Here is a 16,692-nt window from a genome sequence, read left to right as displayed (position 1 = left end):
AAGTCTCTATTGTTTTAAGTGTATCAGCAAATCCATTGTGCCGGTTGCTTTACCTCCCTTCATGAAGCCATCGTCTGAGGCTTCAGCTTCTTCCCAACTCCCGCACCTTGGCGGCGATGGCGTCGCCCATGTCCGAGGTAGTCGAGGTTCCGCCCATATCCTTGGTGCGGACGCGCCCTTCTCGCAGGACTTCTGTCACGGCGCGTTCCACCAACTCCCCCAGCGCCTGCTCGCCGATGTTCTCCAGCAACATCCCGCCGGAGAGAATGGTAGCCACCGGGTTAATCACGTTCAATCCCTTGTATTTAGGAGCGGAGCCATGAATCGGCTCAAACATAGACACGCCCTTGGGATTGATATTTCCTCCTGCCGCAAAGCCCAAGCCACCGGTAATCTCTGCCCCCAAGTCCGTAATCACATCCCCGAAGAGGTTTGGCATCACCACCACGCCGTAATTCTCCGGATTCTTCACAAACCACATGGCAGTAGCGTCAGCAAAGCTGTTCTCTGTTTCAATCTCTGGATAATCCCTAGCTACCTCGGCAAAGACTTCCCTCCACAGGCCATAAACATGGGGCAACACATTCACCTTGTCTACGGCCGTGACCTTTTTCTTTCCCTTCGCCCTGGCCAGCTCAAAGGAGTACCTCATGGCCCGCTCAGCACCCTGCCGGGTGATCACCCCCATAGCCACCGCATAATCATCCGACGCGTCCATCCGGCTGTCCAGTGTCATGTTGATCTGATAGGGTACCCGCTTCATAGACATTTCGCAATGATGAGTCTGGTCCCTCTGGCCATTGCTGCGGAAGATTGCACCCATGCCGTTATAAAAGTCCTCCGCGTTTTCCCGGATCACATAGAAGTCGATGGGAGCTTCCGTTTTCAACGGCGTCCAGACATTGGGGTAGAGCTTGATGGGACGCAGGTTGATGTACTGGTCCAGGTCAAAGCGAATTTTTAGGATCAGACCGACTTCCAAAATGCCGGGAGCCACCTGCGGGTCTCCGGCCGCTCCAAAGTAAATAGCGTTGCTGTCCCGAAATTCGCGGATAGCGGCATCCGGAAGAATCTCCCCTGTTTTTAGATAGTGCTCCGCGCCGTAGGGATAGTAGTTCAGCCCCAGAGAGATACCCCCGATCTCAGCTGCGGCCCGTAAAACCTTCACACCCTCTCGGATGATCTCGGGACCAATCCCGTCTCCCTCCAAGACTGCAATTTGATACTGCTTCATAGGAATCCGCCTCTTTCCTTTTAAATTTCACTTTGGCTTCATTATTTAAAATATATATAAATATTATCACACGAATTAAAAATGTCAACAAAATTTTTATTTTAATTACATTTTTTATAAATATTATAAAAATAGAGGACTGCTTTTGTGCAGTCCTCTATGGATATCAGCCTGATTTCTCAGTGAACTGGCGGCGTCAGACATATGAGCGCCGTGGCAACACCATTGCTGGGGTTATAGACCTTATGGGGAATCCCCCGCCGGATATAAACGCTGTCTCCCTCGTAGAGATGATATTCCTCGTGCAGACAGTCCACTGTAATGACGCCGGTAAGCACCGTGATACACTCCTCGGCCACGTCATGCCGGACATAGTCCTCCCGGCTCCAACATTTTGCATTGAGGTGGAACAAAATCATCTCCAGCATAGGCGGTTCCGCCTCCAGCATGGTGACAGGGGAAAGGTATTCATAAACAATTTCGCTCCCGGGAATCGCCAGTTTCCTCCTCTGATCTGCCCGGATGACCTGTGTCTGCGGAATGTCATCATCCAAGAAAAAATACAGAGGCAGCTGCAAAGCGGCCGACAGCTTCCGCAGTGAAGATAGCGACGGCTCAGTCAGGTTCCGCTCTGCCTGAGAAATGTAGCTGGCGGTCAGGCCGCTCATCTCAGCCAGCTGGTTTAAGGTGATCCGCTTGCGTTTTCTAGCCTCTCGTATTTTATCTCCCAGCATAAGTTCCCTCCCTTATCCGATCTTCAAAATTCTCCTGTACTATCGCAGCCCGCAGCATGAAATACTTATAAAAAATTTGATATTATCATAACATATCTTTTATAGGAATGCAATCTTTATCCGCTCGAAATTCCCGGTATTCCCAGACTTTTCATAGAAACCTGTGTCAATTTTGTTAAAATCCTGTATCGGAGCGCCAGCAGACTGCGGCCAGTGGCGCCTGATCTTCTTTTTTTCTGTGTCCGCCGTACAAAAAAATCTTCCTGATACACTGTATTTTCAGCAAAGACGCTTGATCTCTCATGCTTTTTTCCTGGCGTCATTATTCACAAATCGAATTCACGTTTTACGTAATTTTACAGCATAGCCCATCAAAAATGTACGTAAGAGTAACTTCACTATTGAAGATTCCTCCAAAGTGGCGTATTTTAAGAAGAGTACAAATACCAGGCGCCGCTGCGTCGCAAGCAAGAACAGGAGGTCAATGCCTATGAGTCAATTATTCAAAAAAGTCCTGGTGGCCAACCGCGGCGAAATCGCCATGCGTGTGTTCCGGGCCTGCCATGATCTGGACATTCAAACGGTTGCAATTTACTCCAAAGAGGATACATACAGCGTCTTCCGTACCGCTGCCGATGAGTCCTATCTGATCGGTGAGAATCTCAGCCCCTTGGGCGCTTATCTGGATATTCCCCGCATCATTGAAATCGCTAAGAGGCATGGTGCCGATGCTATCCACCCCGGCTATGGCTTTTTAAGTGAGAACGGTGATTTTGCCCGGGCTTGCGAGGAATCTGGCATCAAATTTATCGGTCCTTCCGCCAAAGTTCTGGACCTGATGGGCGACAAGCTCTCTGCCAAGCAGATCGCCATTGAGTGCGGTGTGCCCACCACCCCGGGCACGGCTGAGCCGCTGAAAAGCCGTGAGGAGGCACAAAAATTAGCTCAGGAGTTTGGCTTCCCCGTTATTTTAAAGGCAGCGGCGGGCGGCGGCGGCCGCGGTATGCGCCGGTGTGACACTGTAGAGGAGGTCGGCACCAACTTTGACCTGGTGAAGACTGAGGCGAAGAAGGCCTTCGGCAACAGCGACATTTTCATGGAAAAATTTCTGGTGGAGCCCAAGCACATTGAGGTGCAGGTTCTAGGCGACGAGCATGGCAATATCGTCCACCTTTATGAGCGGGACTGCTCTCTCCAGCGGCGCTACCAGAAGGTTGTGGAGTTCACCCCTGCCTTTTCCGTCGCGCCGGAGGTGCGACAGGCTCTGTACGACGATGCGGTGAAGATCGCCCGTCATGTAGGCTATACCAATGCCGGCACTCTGGAGTTCCTGGTGGACCGGGACGGCAGTCACTATTTCATTGAAATGAATCCCCGTATTCAGGTGGAGCATACTGTCACTGAGATGGTCACAGGTGTGGACCTGGTGCAGGCTCAAATTCTGGTGGCGGAGGGCTATCCCCTCAGTGCCCCGGATATCGGCATTCCCAACCAGGAGTCCATCCGGCAAAACGGCTATGCCATCCAGTGCCGTGTCACCACCGAGGACCCCGCCAACAACTTTGCTCCCGACACCGGAAAGATCACCTCTTACCGCTCCCCCGGCGGCTTCGGCATTCGGTTGGACGGCGGCAATGCCTACACCGGTGCGGAGATTTCTCCGTATTACGATTCCCTGCTGGTGAAGATCACCACTTGGGGCAATTCTTTTGAGGGCGCTTGCCGCAAGGCGGACCGGGCCATCAACGAAGTCCATGTGCGGGGCGTCAAAACGAACATTGCTTTCATTGCCAACATCCTGCAAAACCCCACCTTCCGGGCCGGCAAGTGCCACACAAAGTTCATCGACGAGACCCCCGAGCTCTTCCAGCTCACGGAGAGCCAGGACCGGGCCACCAAGATGCTCAAATACATTGCAAACATTGTAGTCAAGGAGCGGGATGGCCATAAGTTCTACGAGACGCCTCGTTTCCCGCCCGTCACCGGCAAGCGGCCCGCAGGCCTCAAGCCTCTGCTGGACCGAGAGGGCCCTGAGGCCGTGGCCAAATGGGTCCTGGACCAAAAGAAGCTGCTGATCACCGACACCACCTGCCGCGATGCCCACCAGTCGTTGCTGGCCACCCGGGTCCGTACCCGGGACATCGTCAAGGGTATGGAGGGAACCAGCGAAATCCTGGGCAATGCTTTCTCCCTGGAGTGTTGGGGCGGCGCCACCTTTGACGTAGCCTATCGCTTCCTGCACGAGTCCCCCTGGGAGCGGCTGGACCTGATCCGGGAAAAGGCACCTAATCTGCTGCTGCAAATGCTGCTGCGGGGCGCCAACGCCGTGGGCTACACCAACTATCCGGACAACGTGATCCGGGAGTTCATTAAGGAGGCCGCACGCTCCGGCGTGGACGTGTTCCGTATATTCGACTCCCTGAACTGGATTCCCGGCATGGAGGTCGCCATGGACGAGGTGTGCAACCAAGGCAAGATCTGCCAGGCCACCATCTGCTATACCGGCGATATTCTGGACCCCGCCCGGGATAAGTACTCCCTGAAATACTATGTCAACATGGCCAAGGAGTTGGAGCGCCGCGGCGCCCACATGTTGGCCATCAAGGACATGTCCGGCCTTTTAAAGCCCTATGCAGGCAAGAAGCTGGTCTCCGCCCTCAAGCAGGAGATCGGGATTCCCATTCAGCTCCACACCCACGATACCTCCGGCAACCAGGTGGCAACGCTTTTGATGGCGGCCGAGGCCGGCGTGGATGTGGTAGACTGTGCGATCTCCTCCATGGCCTCCTTGACCAGCCAGCCGTCTTTGAACGCAGTTGTGGCCGCTTTGGAAGGCACGGAGCGGGACACCGGTCTGGACCTGGGCCAGCTCCAGCATCTCACCGATTACTGGGAAGATGTGCGCAAGCGCTATGAGTCCTTTGAGGCCGGCATCAAATGCCCTGCCACGGATATCTATCGCTATGAGATTCCTGGCGGCCAGTACACCAACCTCAAACCCCAGGTGGAATCTCTGGGTTTGGGCGACCGCTTCTTGGAGGTCAAGGAGAACTACCGTGTGGTCAACCAGATGCTGGGAGACATTGTGAAGGTCACACCCTCCTCCAAGATGGTGGGCGATATGGCCATCTTTATGACCCAGAACAATCTGACGCCGGAGAACATTGTGGAGCGCGGTGATGCTCTGGCCTTCCCCGACTCCGCCGTGAGCTACTTCTCCGGCATGATGGGGCAGCCTGAGGGTGGTTTCCCGGAGGATTTGCAGAGAGTCGTGCTCAAGGGCAAGGAGGCTATCACCTGCCGTCCTGGCGAGCTGCTCAAGCCTGTCGACTTCGACGCCGTCCGGGAGGAGCTGAAAGCCTATGATCCAGATCCCTCCTGGCGCTCTGTGATCAGCTACTGCCTCTACCCCAAGGTGATCAAAGATTACATCCAAAAGCGCAAGGAATACGGCTATATCATGCGCCTGGGCAGCCATGTATTTTTCCATGGACTCGCTGTGGGTGAGACCAACAAGGTCAATATTGCGGACGGCAAGACGCTAGTGATCAAATACCTGGGTCTTGGAGACGTAAACGAAGAGGGTATGCGCACCGTCAGCTTTGAGCTCAATGGCGTCCGGCGGGATGTGCAGGTACCCGACGAGGAGGCTCAGAAAAACATCGTCAAGGTTCCCATGGTGGACCCGGAGGACAAGAGCCAGGTGGGCGCCTCCATCCCCGGCGCGGTCAGCAAGATCTCTGTCAAGGTGGGCGATACGGTGGAAGTCAACCAGACCCTGGCCACCATCGAGGCCATGAAGATGGAGACCGCCATCCCTGCCCGGATGTCCGGCGTGATCGAGCGGATTGAGGTCTCCGAGGGAGACAGCGTCAAGGGCGGCCAGCTCCTGATGACAATTCGATAAGCCAAAAGAACCGGAACATCTGCAGAGATGTTCCGGTTCTTCCTTTCGGGATACCGCCGCAACTCGAGGTGTATCTCTCCCGTTTTAGAAATGCGAATATCCGGAGCTTTTAACAGCTCCGGATATTCTTATGAAGAGGGGGACTTATTGATATGCGGCGCTGGGATTTTGCACACACAGCTTTCCGCCATGAACCTCCACACAGCAGCCGCTGACATAGCCGGCCTGTTCTGACGCCAGAAACGCCACCACGGACGCCACCTCCGCCGGACTGCCGAAGCGGTGCGCGGCGATATCTCCCCGCATGGTTTCCGCCCGAACCGGGTCCTGGATCAACGGCTGAATCAGCTGGGTGGCGATCACGCCGGGGAGATAGCCCAGTACCCGGATGCCGTAGGGGGCCAGCTCTGCGGCGCTGACCTGTGTCAGGCTCTTGACCCCGATCTTGGCGGCGGCATAGGCCGCCTGCCCAACAGAGGGAATCAGCGCCGCAAAGGAGCACGCGTTGATAATCGTGCCGCCGTGCCGCTTCATAGGCCGGATGGCGGCCTGTGTGCACAAAAAGACGCTCTTGAGGTTCACAGCCAGACTCCTGTCCCATTCCGCCTCGCTCATGTCCTCAATTTTTTTTGGCTTCAGGGCGCCGGCGTTATTCACCAGAATGTCCACCGTGCTATACGCTGCTTCCACCGCAGCAAATGTCTCTTGAATCTGCCGGGCATCCGTAACGTCGCAGACTCTGGCCATACAAGGCCCCAGGACGGAGAACTCCCTCTCCGCCCGCTCCAGAGCTGCATGGTCGGTACCGACCATGCACACCCGACAGCCCTCCTGCAGCAGCGTCCGGGAAATCTCCAGCCCAATCCCCTTCGCGCCGCCTGTGACAATGGCGGCTTTGCCGCTTAACTTCAGGTCCATCGTCATCTCACCGCAGCAGCAGCCGCTCGTCAAAACGTGTTTTCGTGAGGACCTCCGGGCCATTTTCTGTGATCAGGGTCATGTTTTCACAGCACCCGCCGCCAATACCGTCCAGATAGATACCAGGCTCCAGCGCGATCACAAGCCCGGGCTGCAGCGTATTGACCTCCCGCTCCACCTTGCCGCCGTCGGCCACCGCCAGGTCTCCGATAGTGGGAGCAATGTGCAAGTCCGTCCCAATACCGTGGCCCAAAATTCCAAAGTACACTTTATCCAGCAGCCCATGCTTATCGGCGGCGCCGTAAGCAGCCTTGAGCGGCGCGTCCAGGGACGCTCCGGGCTGCAGCGCCTCAATGCCGTACCAGAGCATGTCATAGATGGCGGTAAAGAGCTTGCGCTGCTCTGTGGTGGCCTTGCCACACACGCAGGTCCGGGCGATATCTCCGTTATAGCCGTTGATGATGCAGCAGCCCGCGTCCATCCAGACCATATCGCCCACATTCAGCCGGCGCTCCGTGGGATGCCGGTAGCCCTGCCAGCTGTGCTCGCCGGAGACCACCAGCGGGAAATATGGGATGTCATCTGCACCCAGCTCCATGTATTTGTCCATGCAGATGCGGGAGAGCTCCATCTCACTGATACCCTCATGGATGTTATCCAGCATGGCAGTCATGCCCACATCCACGGCGTTGGCACAGATACGAAGGCACATGATCTCCTCCGGCGCCTTGACCAGCTGCGCCTCCTCCACGACGCAGCCGCCCTCCACAAAGTCAATGTCCGGGAAGCCCAGGCGCAGCTTGCGGGTGATGTCAAAGGCCATCATATCAATGCCCACCTTACCCTTGGTAATGCCCAGCTCTTTCATCTTCTTCTCCAGAACGGGGTACCCTTCGGTCATGAGGAACGGGAAGGGCTCCACATCGGTGAGCCAGGGCATCGTATTTTGAACCCGCTTGACATCGCCGCTGGCAGCCAGCAGCGACACGTGCCCCTCGTCAGTGACGATGGCAATATGGCGGTTGCCGTGGAACATCCAGGTCTGCACACTGTGGAAGCTGGTAGCGTAGCGGATGGTGTCCAGCTTGGCCAGCAGCACTGCCCGGATGCCCTTTTGCTTCATGACCGTGACCATGCGCTCCACGCGGAATTTTCTCAGCTTTGCCCAATCAATCTGTTGTTCCCAATCAGTCATGATATGCTGCATGATTTCTATAACCCCTTTCTCTGCTCAACCGATGTTTGTCAACAGGTGCTCTTCAAAGCGGCAGTGTGTCATTGGCTCCGGGCCGTGCTCCGTAATGAGGATCATATTTTCCAGCGCGCCGCCTCCCACACCATGGTAGAAGATGCCAGGCTCCAAAGAGATGACCATGTTTTCACTCAGCGTTTCAATCTCGCGCTTCACAGCGCTCTTGAGCGAGCTGTCGCCCAGTGTAGGCGCAATATGCAGGTCTGTTCCAACCCCGTGACCCAGGATGCCGAAATACACCTTATCCTGCAGTCCGTGCTTTTCTGCGGCGCGGTTGGCCGCCTCCACGGGTTTGTTGATGTCTCCCCCGGGCCGGAGTTCCTCGGTTGCATACCAGAGCATGTCGTACATAGCGCTGTAGATACGCTTTTGTAAATCTGTGGCCGGACCTACCACCGCAGTGCGGGCAATGTCGCCGGTGTAGCCGCAGAAAATAGGCACACCGCAATCCATCCAAACCATATCTCCCCGCCGCATGCGCTTGGTGGTAGGATATTTATAGGTATTCCAGCTGTGCATGCCGGACTCACACAGCGGGTAGTACGCCACATCCTCACACCCCAGCATCATCAGCTTATGGGCGGCTGCAGCAGAGCACTCAATTTCCGTGACCCCCTCGCCCAGATGGTCCAGCATGGTGGTCATTCCGATATCCGCCAGCTGCGCGTTGGCCTTGAGCAGCACGATTTCATCAGGATTTTTTACCAGCTGCGCGTTTTCCACCACAGAGTAGCCGTCCACCAGTTCCAGGTCTGGCATCCCCCGCTGAATCTTGTCAATCATGGCGAATTTCATCATATCCACGCCGACCTTGCCCTTGGTAATGCCAAGTTCCCTCAGCTTGGCCTCCACCAAGTCGTATCCCTCCTCCATAACAAAGGGGAACGGGGTGACGTCGGTAAGCCAGGGCATGGTCTCACGAACCTTGGAATACTCGCCGCTGCCGACGAAGAAGGAGACGTGCCCCTCATCGGTAATCAGGGCGATATAGCGGTTTCCGTGGAATTGCCAGGTATAGACGCCCCGGAAGCTGGTGGCATAACGGATCGTGTCCAGCTTGGAGAGCATCACCGCCCGAAGGCCCTTCTTTTTCAGCTGTTCCACGATGCGGTCAATGCGGTATTTCCGCAGCCGCTCCCAATTGACGCGCTCTTCCCAGTCGACATTTAAAAGCATACCATCAAACCCTTTCTATTCAAAAATGTCTCCTCCGCTCAGATCCCCAAATAGGCCTTGCGGACCTCTTCGCTGGCCAGAAGCTCCTCTGGCCTGCCCTTGGCCGCCACATTGCCATTTTCCAGGACATAGGCCCGATCTGCGGTTTTTAAGGACTGCTTCACGTTTTGTTCTACGAGAAGCACCGTCACGCCGTCCTCATCCCGCATCCGTTTCACAAGGCGCATGATATCCAGAACCACAATGGGCGCAAGCCCCAGAGAAGGCTCATCCAGCATTAAAAGCCTGGGCTTTGCCATCATACTCCGCCCAATGGCCAGCATCTGCGCCTCCCCGCCGCTAAGGGTGCCCGCCTGTTGGTTTTCCCGCTCCTTGAGCCGCGGGAGAAACGCAAAGACCTGTTCCAGCGTGCGGCCCTTGTCTCCCCTGGCTCTCTTGCAAAAGGCTCCCAGTTCCAGGTTCTCCCGGACAGTCAGCTTCGGAAAAAGCTGGCGTCCCTCCGGGCACTGGATCAATCCCAGGTTCACCACCTCCTCCGGCCTCATCCGGCTGATGTCCGCACCGCAAAAGGTCATGCTCCCCCCAGTGATCGGCATCAGGCGGGAGATACAGGTGAGCATGGTGCTCTTTCCGCTGGAGTTGGCGCCGATAACGGCGACGATCTCCCCTTGAGATACCTCCACGTCGATGCCATGCAAGACCTCAATCTCCCCATAGGAGGCCTTAAGTCCCTCCATTTTAAGCATGGGTCTCCACCTCCCCCGCCAGGATTTCATCGTCCTCCACGCCGAAATAGGCCTCCTGAACCAGCTTGTTGTTGGCAACCTCCTCCGGAGTGCCCTCGGCGATCTTTTTGCCGAAGCTGATCACAATAATGTGGTGGGAGAGGGACATGATGGCCTCCATGATATGCTCAATTAGAAGAATCGTCACGCCGCCGGCGTTGATCTCCTGAATCACCTTGACAATCTCCCGGACCTCCGGGGGCGTCAGACCGGCCATCACCTCATCCAGCAACAAAAGCTTTGGCTGTGTGGCCAAGGCCTTGGCAATCTCCAACCGCTTTCTCTGCCCCAGGTTCAGATGCTTTGCCATCTTATCAGCCTGCGTGTCCAGATAGACCTTTTTCAAGGCATCCATGGCCAGTCGTTCTGCCTCGGAGCGATGGTTGGTCCTGCAGAACGCGCCGACCATCACATTTTCCAGTGTCGTCATATTTCCAAACGGCTTTACCACCTGAAAAGCGCGGGCGATTCCCTTTTGCGCCACCTCGTGGGGCGAGAGCTTTTCTATGTGCTCCCCCTGATAGAGGATTTCTCCTTCTGTGGGGGAGCTGATGCCGCAAATGGTGTTGAACAGCGTGGTCTTGCCGGCTCCATTGGGGCCAATGATACCGAGAATCTGCCCTTCTTCCAAATCAAAGGATACGCCGGAGAGAGCCGCCAAGCCGCCAAAGCGTTTGGTGACATTCCGCACTTCCATCAGCATACTCGTTCCGCCTCCTTCTCTTGGTCTGTAGCTACGGCCGGTGTGAACCTTGCAAGGAACTTTTGGTAGATTCCGCCGATCAGACTCAGCAGGCCGTCTGGACGGGCCAGAACCACCAGCAGCATGATCAGGCCGTACAGGAAACCGTGCAGCCCGCTGACAGCGGAGAACTGCGCCCGCAGGATGTTGCTCAGAGGAATCAAAATGGCCGCGCCCAAAACTGGACCAAAGGCCAAGCCCATACCGCCGATCAAACAGATCAGCACAAATTCCAGGGAGATCTCATTCATGCCGAACACGGCGTCCGGCTCTATGTAGAGGTAATACATGGTATAGATGGCACCGCCGATGGCCGTTGTGACCGCACTCTCCACAAAGGATTTCGTCATCACCGCACTGGAATTGACTCCCAGCATCTCTGCCGCCGTGGTGTCCTCGCCAATGGCGATGAGCTGATAGCCGAACTTGCTGCGCTCCAGACGGACACAGGCGATCAGCATCACCAGCATGTAAATGAAGCAGAGCACAATGTACGCCCGCTTGGAACTCCAGGTCATGTTCAGGAATCCAGGGTTAAAATTCAGCACGATGCCCTGGGAGCCGCCCGTGAGGTCCTTCAGGGACACGCTCAGAATCCGGACCACCTCGGCAAAGGCAATGGTCGTGAGGGTAAAGAAGGTACCACGCAGCTTTAAGGTCAGGCGCCCCACGCAAAGCGCCACCACCGCGCAGATCACGGCCCCCGCTGCCATTCCAAGCCACGGGCTCACGGCAAAACGTGTATACAGCAAGGCTGTTGCATAAGCTCCGATTCCAAAAAATGCCGCATGGCCGATGGAGTTGCGTTTACAATAGCCACAGTTTAAGTTCCAGCAGCAGCCAAGGCCCGCCCATAAGAAGAGCTGCACGAAAATCTCCTGGGTGTATTTTCCGCTCACGCACATGGAGACCAGGAACAACAGCGCAATGACCACCCACCGCGCATGTTTCAAAAGCAGTACAGGGATGGAGTTTTGATGTTTCATCGTGATCAAACTCCTTTCTTCCTTCTGGCCAGGATTCCCTCGGGCTTGAGGAGAATCACCAGAATAAACAGCACAAAGTAAGCAAGCTGCTGGTAGGAGGAGCCTAAGAAATAGGCCGACAGGCTCTCTACCACGCCCACGAGAAGCCCAGCAATCAGCGCGCCCGGAATGCTGGAGAGGCCTCCAATCACTACCACCACGAAGGCTGGAAGCATCAACGTGCTGCCAACAGTGGGGTACACAGAATAGATAGGAACCAAAACACACGCGGCGATGCCGGTCATGGCGATGCCCAGAACAAAGGTAAAGCAGTAGGTCTTCTCCAGCTTAATGCCCATGAGCTGCGCCGCTTTGTTATTTTGGGAAATTGCCCGCATAGAAGTGCCGGTATAGGTTTTTGTCAGGAAGAAATACACCGCCAGGCACACTGCGATAGACACAATAAACGCCACCAGTCTTGGAACCGTCACTGTGATCGGCCCCAGGTGCAGCACCGAGCTGACATATGCAGTTCGGACAGAGCGGTAATCCGCTTTGAAGATCATCAGCGCCAGGTTTTGAAGCACCAGCATCATGGAGAGCGTCGCCATGATTTGAATCTCATGCTTCTTATGTAAAACACGCTTGAGCGTCAACTGGTATACGGCATAGCCAAAAGCCGCCATGAACAGGACGACAATCGGCAAAGAGAGATAGGGGTCCACACCCAAAAAAGTAAATAATCCATAGGCAACATACATGGCCACCATCAAATAGTCCGCATGGGAGAAGTTCACCAGCTCCACAATGCCGAAAATCAGCGTCAGGCCCACGCTGACCAGGGCGTAAATTCCCCCCATGAGGAGACCGGATATCACACACTGCAAAACAGGGGTCATATGCCTGCACACTCCTTCTTTTAGGATGCAAAAGAGGCGGACGGAGATGCCGCCCGCCTCTTTTCAAGTGAACGTTATCTTCGTGGTAATATCTCTGCTTATTTATTAAGAGGAACGTTTGCGTAGGTACCATTGGCGTACGCCGCTGGCCACACCGTCTTCAGCTCGCCGCCCTGCCACTGCATGAGGACAGACTGCGCGCCGGTATTCTGCCCGCTCTCATCAAACTGCAGGCTCCAGATCATGGTGGTTTGTTCAATGTCAGCTGCCTGGATGGCCGCGGCAATATCCTCTGTGGAGAAGGAGGCGGCAGTGGGCAAGATATCCTTTAAAAATACGTAGGCGCCCATAAAGGCAACACAGGCAGTTAAGGGAGCCTCGCTGCCAGTCTCAGCTGTGTAGGTTTCGCGGAACTGCCCCAGCAGGGCTGCGTTCTCCTCATTGAGCATGCTCAGTTCAATGTTGCTGGGCATATCTACGCAGAAGATACCTTCAACACCGTCGGCGCCAATGGTGTCGCGGATGGTGGGATCGTTCCAGCCGGAGCCGCAGCCCAGCAGCACATCGGGCCATGCGTCATACTGGGTCAGTGTATCGTAGAAAAGCAGCGCATCATTGATGTAGCTGGCGGCCACCAGCGCGTCGACACCGGCGCTCTGGATGCCCATCACCGTGGAGGAGACGTCTGTACTGGCGGCATCATAAGCCTCGTTATAAGCAACCGTTACGCCAAACTCCTCAGCAGCCTCCACTGCGCCCTCCGCGATAGACTCACCGTAGCTGGAGTCCTCGTTGATCACAGCGATTTTCAGCTCTGAGGGCTCTTTGCCCAGGTCGTCGGCCAGCTCTTCGCAGAGGAATTTCACCGCATTGTAGCCGCGATAGCTGCCTTGGTCGCAGATTCGGAACGTCAGGCCGGAGTTTCCGTCCAACACATTGTCCGCCACCGCAGAAGTTTCCCACAAGATCACGTTGGAACGCTCGGTCACGGAGCGGATGGCATTGGCATTGCCGGAGCTCATGGAGCCAATGATGACATTGACGCCCTCGCTGTCGATCATCCGGGTGGCCTCTGTGGAGGCCTCGGAACTGGTGGCACCGTCGCCAACGACTAGTTGAATCTGGGTTCCATTGACACCGCCGGCCTCGTTGATCATATCAACGGCAATCTCAGTTGCGGACACCATGGCATTTCCAAAAAGGGCGTTTCCGCCGCTCATCGGGTAAATCATGCCAATCTTGTAAGTACCATCAGCAGATGTACTGGTGCTGCCTCCATCCGTCGTTTCTGAATCGCCGCCACAGGCGGCCATGGTGCAGCTCATAACAAGTGCCAGAGCAAGTGCCAATACTTTTCGAGTTTTTGACATTTCTTTTATCCTCCTCAAACAAACTTTATCTGCTCTATTTGACAGTCATTCTGTCAAAAAGGGTCAGCCTCGTACCGGGTAATTTTATGATACATGAACAATCCCATTTTTTCTATTCCGCAGAGTTTATCTCACTAATCAAATAACTTTTATAAAGAAGAAAAGAATTTCAGAGATCAAATTTTAAAAATGTCAATTTATATAAAGTGGATTGGTAATTTTTTTGCAATATCACTAAATTTTTTGTGTTTTTAAGAAAACATGTGTGATAGAAGTATTGGTATGACCATAACTGCATATAAATTGTATGAAAGTATCTCATAAACAACGCCAATCATTGTGGGGCACAATTTTGCCAGCATCCATGAAACAGCCTCTTCCAGCCGTCTTTTCCTGGAATCAGAATGCCTCTATCATAGCTTAGATTTCCTTGGAATCATGCAGGAATCTGTCGATGGGTCGGAAATCTCCAAGCTGGTATGATCTCTCTGAGCAGCCTGCGGAGTTTCTTTTGCCTTTCTTCTACAGGTATGGTATATTAGATAAAATTGAGACGAGCTTGATTCGCTACGCACAATGCAGGAGGAGACGCCATGGACTTATCAAACCTGATTTATTTTAAAACAGTGGTGGAGACCGGCAGCATGTCCAAGGCCGCTCAGGAGCTTTTTATCTCCCAGCCTGCTCTCAGCACCAGTATCTCCAAGCTGGAGTCAGAGATCGGCGTCAAGCTGTTTGACCGTTCCAGGCGTCATGTCTCCTTAAACAGAGCCGGCGAAGAGTATTATAAAAAAGTCGTGCAGGCGCTCAACGATCTGTCTCAAGCCAAGCATAACGCGTTAGCTGCAGCGACAGACAGCGAGGAAGTCATCTCTCTTGCCGCACTTACTTATGTCTCCTTCTCCACCATTGTCCAGCCCTTTTTACATCTGCGTCCTACTGCAAAGTTCAAGCTTTGGCAGTTTGACAGTTCTGAGAGCGACCGCGTTCTGGGCCGGCTGCTCAATTTTGAGATCGACTTCTGTATCACCTGCACTCCCATTGTTTCGCCACATGTGGAGTGCTATCACATGTTGGCGCAGAAGCTGTACCTGACGGTTCCCCCGGATCACCCACTAAGTAAAAAGCGGTACATTCGGCTGGAAGACGTGCGGGACGAGCCATTTGTCTGTGTAAACCGTTCCTCCGCCTTTTATGATACGGTCATGCACTGCTTCGACCTGGCAGGCTTCTCCCCCAATGTTGTTTGTGAGTTGTCCACCGCCTCTTTGATGGCCGCCATGGTCAATTCCGGTCTTGGCATCGCCCTGATGCCAAACACCTTTTCCGAACACACCACGCTCCGCAGAATCAATGTCAGCTATCCCAAATGTTTACATAACGTATATTTTGTCTGGCTGAAAAATCGAAATTTTAATGCTGTTACACAGAACTTTCTGGACTTTGTCAGGGAATATTACAAGCTCTTTCCAAAGGACCCGGAAAATATATGATCGTCTGGATCAATAAAAAGCAGGGCGCGTTGTAAACGCGCCCTGCTTTTTTATGTAGAAATGGTCATGATTTAGATAGAATTCCTAAACAGCCCGTCCCATCTCATAGGCCTCCCTCAGTTTTTCCGGGTGCTGGCGAATCTCCCCCCTCTCGTTCACGCCTCCGCCAAAGACAGTCCCGGCAAGTCGTGCCTGTTCATAGCAATTGATCCAGCCCTGCAAGCCACTCACGGCGCGCTCTGGCACTTCAGCGCCATCCTCTGCGGCGGTGGAGAGCATATAGATATCCCGGAACGCATAGTCTGCGGTGAACAGCGGATTGGAACGGTCCAGCATCGTTTTCATCTGTCCGCTCATCTCGTAGTAGTAAATCGGCGTTGCAAATGCAATGACATCCGCTGTCAGCATCTTCTCCACGATACTGCCTGCATCATCCGAAATCACGCACCGCCGTGTGTTTTGACACGCCAGACATCCCCGGCAAAACCCGATGCTCTTCCCTGCCAGGGTGATCTTTTCCACTTGGTTCCCAGCATCCGTTGCTCCCCTGGCAAATTCCTCCGCCAGAAGATCAGAATTGCCTCCCAACCGGGGGCTGGTAGAAATGACAACAACACGCTTATTCATAATCCACTCCTTGAATTCTCAACAATAGTCCACATAAACCGCAGCGGTGGTTTGTTTCAAGCGGACTGCGCACTGCGATATCTCCCTGCAACTACTATATATCATCCCCATATAGCTTTTTGTCAATAAAAATTTTCAAAGTTTTTGTCTAGCCTGTAAACCGACCATGGATACCGTCCATCTGTGAACAGAATCAACCGATTTGTGCAGTCCCAAAGAAAGGGCTGTGGCGGCTGGATGCCGCCACAGCCTTTGGAAGGATGCCGCACGTTAAGGTTGTCCGCCGGTCACAAGATCCAGCAAGTCCATAACGCCGGGCTGGTTTTGGTTACAGGCCTTCGCAAGCCGCGCAACCCATTTCCTGTCATGGGAGATATTCGGTATGAGCACAAGCTCCTGCGGGATACATCCATCACACGTTTTCGCCAGAATTCCATAGGATTTTCCTGCGAGAAAGGGATGATACCTCTCGATTACTTCAAATTGGTACAAGGCAGCCTCTCCTCTCCATATAAGCATGATTTATGCAGCGCTGTCAGCAGTTTCAAATGCGGCTTTTAGATCAGCGAAAAATTTCATGGGATCTTCGC

Annotated in this window: 14 protein-coding genes; 2 read left to right on the top strand and 12 right to left on the bottom strand. The window is 54.2% G+C overall.

Annotated features, from left to right (window positions below):
* Nucleotides 1-82: 82 nt before the first annotated feature.
* A complete protein-coding gene (locus KJS55_RS15050) occupies nucleotides 83-1,234 on the bottom strand; it encodes an isocitrate/isopropylmalate dehydrogenase family protein (RefSeq protein ID WP_187028670.1) in 1,152 nt (383 codons plus the stop codon).
* A 179-nt stretch (nucleotides 1,235-1,413) separates the two neighbouring features.
* Complete coding sequence (locus KJS55_RS15045) at nucleotides 1,414-1,968, bottom strand: helix-turn-helix domain-containing protein (RefSeq protein ID WP_187028672.1); 555 nt, start codon at nucleotides 1,966-1,968, stop codon at nucleotides 1,414-1,416.
* A 490-nt stretch (nucleotides 1,969-2,458) separates the two neighbouring features.
* Between KJS55_RS15045 and KJS55_RS15040 the strand changes: the two genes are divergently transcribed.
* Nucleotides 2,459-5,875, top strand: coding sequence for a pyruvate carboxylase (locus tag KJS55_RS15040; protein WP_187028674.1), 3,417 nt, complete (start codon nucleotides 2,459-2,461; stop codon nucleotides 5,873-5,875).
* Between the two features lie 144 nt (nucleotides 5,876-6,019).
* Here the strand turns inward: KJS55_RS15040 and KJS55_RS15035 are convergent, their stop codons facing one another.
* The 8 genes from KJS55_RS15035 to KJS55_RS15000 form a co-directional block, all read right to left on the bottom strand.
* On the bottom strand, nucleotides 6,020-6,793 hold the full coding sequence (locus tag KJS55_RS15035; RefSeq protein WP_213543751.1) for an SDR family NAD(P)-dependent oxidoreductase: 774 nt from the start codon (nucleotides 6,791-6,793) through the stop codon (nucleotides 6,020-6,022).
* 7 nt (nucleotides 6,794-6,800) lie between these two features.
* The gene (locus KJS55_RS15030) at nucleotides 6,801-8,000 is read right to left on the bottom strand and encodes a M24 family metallopeptidase (protein WP_213543750.1); all 1,200 of its coding nucleotides are present in this window, start codon (nucleotides 7,998-8,000) and stop codon (nucleotides 6,801-6,803) included.
* Nucleotides 8,001-8,024: 24 nt separating this feature from the next.
* Nucleotides 8,025-9,221 (bottom strand): M24 family metallopeptidase, encoded by a 1,197-nt coding sequence (locus tag KJS55_RS15025; protein ID WP_213543749.1) that lies wholly within the window; start codon nucleotides 9,219-9,221, stop codon nucleotides 8,025-8,027.
* A 38-nt stretch (nucleotides 9,222-9,259) separates the two neighbouring features.
* Nucleotides 9,260-9,967, bottom strand: coding sequence for an ABC transporter ATP-binding protein (locus KJS55_RS15020; RefSeq protein ID WP_187028682.1), 708 nt, complete (start codon nucleotides 9,965-9,967; stop codon nucleotides 9,260-9,262).
* Entirely contained in the window at nucleotides 9,960-10,709 is a 750-nt protein-coding gene (locus KJS55_RS15015; protein ID WP_213543748.1) for an ABC transporter ATP-binding protein, read from the bottom strand. The genes KJS55_RS15020 and KJS55_RS15015 overlap by 8 nt, the downstream gene beginning before the upstream one ends.
* Nucleotides 10,703-11,734: a branched-chain amino acid ABC transporter permease gene (locus tag KJS55_RS15010; protein ID WP_187028686.1), complete on the bottom strand. Its 1,032-nt coding sequence runs from the start codon at nucleotides 11,732-11,734 to the stop codon at nucleotides 10,703-10,705. The genes KJS55_RS15015 and KJS55_RS15010 overlap by 7 nt, the downstream gene beginning before the upstream one ends.
* Nucleotides 11,735-11,739: 5 nt before the next feature.
* Entirely contained in the window at nucleotides 11,740-12,612 is an 873-nt protein-coding gene (locus KJS55_RS15005; RefSeq protein WP_213543747.1) for a branched-chain amino acid ABC transporter permease, read from the bottom strand.
* A 98-nt stretch (nucleotides 12,613-12,710) separates the two neighbouring features.
* Nucleotides 12,711-13,982 carry an ABC transporter substrate-binding protein gene (locus KJS55_RS15000; RefSeq protein ID WP_187028690.1) on the bottom strand — a complete coding sequence of 424 codons (1,272 nt, stop codon included), beginning with the start codon at nucleotides 13,980-13,982 and terminating at the stop codon, nucleotides 12,711-12,713.
* 593 nt (nucleotides 13,983-14,575) lie between these two features.
* Between KJS55_RS15000 and KJS55_RS14995 the strand changes: the two genes are divergently transcribed.
* Nucleotides 14,576-15,475, top strand: coding sequence for a LysR family transcriptional regulator (locus KJS55_RS14995; protein WP_187028692.1), 900 nt, complete (start codon nucleotides 14,576-14,578; stop codon nucleotides 15,473-15,475).
* Nucleotides 15,476-15,559: 84 nt separating this feature from the next.
* On the opposite strand, the gene KJS55_RS14990 is transcribed toward KJS55_RS14995, so the two are convergent.
* Together KJS55_RS14990 and KJS55_RS14985 are read right to left on the bottom strand one after the other, a co-directional pair.
* Nucleotides 15,560-16,102 (bottom strand): flavodoxin family protein, encoded by a 543-nt coding sequence (locus KJS55_RS14990; protein ID WP_187028694.1) that lies wholly within the window; start codon nucleotides 16,100-16,102, stop codon nucleotides 15,560-15,562.
* A gap of 270 nt (nucleotides 16,103-16,372) precedes the next feature.
* Nucleotides 16,373-16,594, bottom strand: coding sequence for a hypothetical protein (locus KJS55_RS14985; RefSeq protein WP_213543746.1), 222 nt, complete (start codon nucleotides 16,592-16,594; stop codon nucleotides 16,373-16,375).
* Nucleotides 16,595-16,692 lie beyond the last annotated feature (98 nt).

The organism is Pusillibacter faecalis (assembly GCF_018408705.1).
GTDB classification, from domain to species: domain Bacteria; phylum Bacillota; class Clostridia; order Oscillospirales; family Oscillospiraceae; genus Oscillibacter; species Oscillibacter faecalis.
Note: the sequence above shows the minus strand (reverse complement) of the source record. Positions and strands in the feature narration are given on the sequence as shown.

What these genes read in the sequence shown, in the direction of transcription:
- KJS55_RS15005 (WP_213543747.1), bottom strand. Translation starts at nt 12,612, where the DNA reads ATGACCCCTGTTTTGCAGTGTGTGATATCCGGTCTCCTCATGGGGGGA.
- KJS55_RS15040 (WP_187028674.1), top strand. Translation starts at nt 2,459, where the DNA reads ATGAGTCAATTATTCAAAAAAGTCCTGGTGGCCAACCGCGGCGAAATC.
- KJS55_RS15035 (WP_213543751.1), bottom strand. Translation starts at nt 6,793, where the DNA reads ATGGACCTGAAGTTAAGCGGCAAAGCCGCCATTGTCACAGGCGGCGCG.
- KJS55_RS15030 (WP_213543750.1), bottom strand. Translation starts at nt 8,000, where the DNA reads ATGCAGCATATCATGACTGATTGGGAACAACAGATTGATTGGGCAAAG.
- KJS55_RS14995 (WP_187028692.1), top strand. Translation starts at nt 14,576, where the DNA reads ATGGACTTATCAAACCTGATTTATTTTAAAACAGTGGTGGAGACCGGC.
- KJS55_RS15000 (WP_187028690.1), bottom strand. Translation starts at nt 13,982, where the DNA reads ATGTCAAAAACTCGAAAAGTATTGGCACTTGCTCTGGCACTTGTTATG.
- KJS55_RS15010 (WP_187028686.1), bottom strand. Translation starts at nt 11,734, where the DNA reads ATGAAACATCAAAACTCCATCCCTGTACTGCTTTTGAAACATGCGCGG.
- KJS55_RS15015 (WP_213543748.1), bottom strand. Translation starts at nt 10,709, where the DNA reads ATGCTGATGGAAGTGCGGAATGTCACCAAACGCTTTGGCGGCTTGGCG.
- KJS55_RS15020 (WP_187028682.1), bottom strand. Translation starts at nt 9,967, where the DNA reads ATGCTTAAAATGGAGGGACTTAAGGCCTCCTATGGGGAGATTGAGGTC.
- KJS55_RS15050 (WP_187028670.1), bottom strand. Translation starts at nt 1,234, where the DNA reads ATGAAGCAGTATCAAATTGCAGTCTTGGAGGGAGACGGGATTGGTCCC.
- KJS55_RS15045 (WP_187028672.1), bottom strand. Translation starts at nt 1,968, where the DNA reads ATGCTGGGAGATAAAATACGAGAGGCTAGAAAACGCAAGCGGATCACC.
- KJS55_RS14990 (WP_187028694.1), bottom strand. Translation starts at nt 16,102, where the DNA reads ATGAATAAGCGTGTTGTTGTCATTTCTACCAGCCCCCGGTTGGGAGGC.
- KJS55_RS15025 (WP_213543749.1), bottom strand. Translation starts at nt 9,221, where the DNA reads ATGCTTTTAAATGTCGACTGGGAAGAGCGCGTCAATTGGGAGCGGCTG.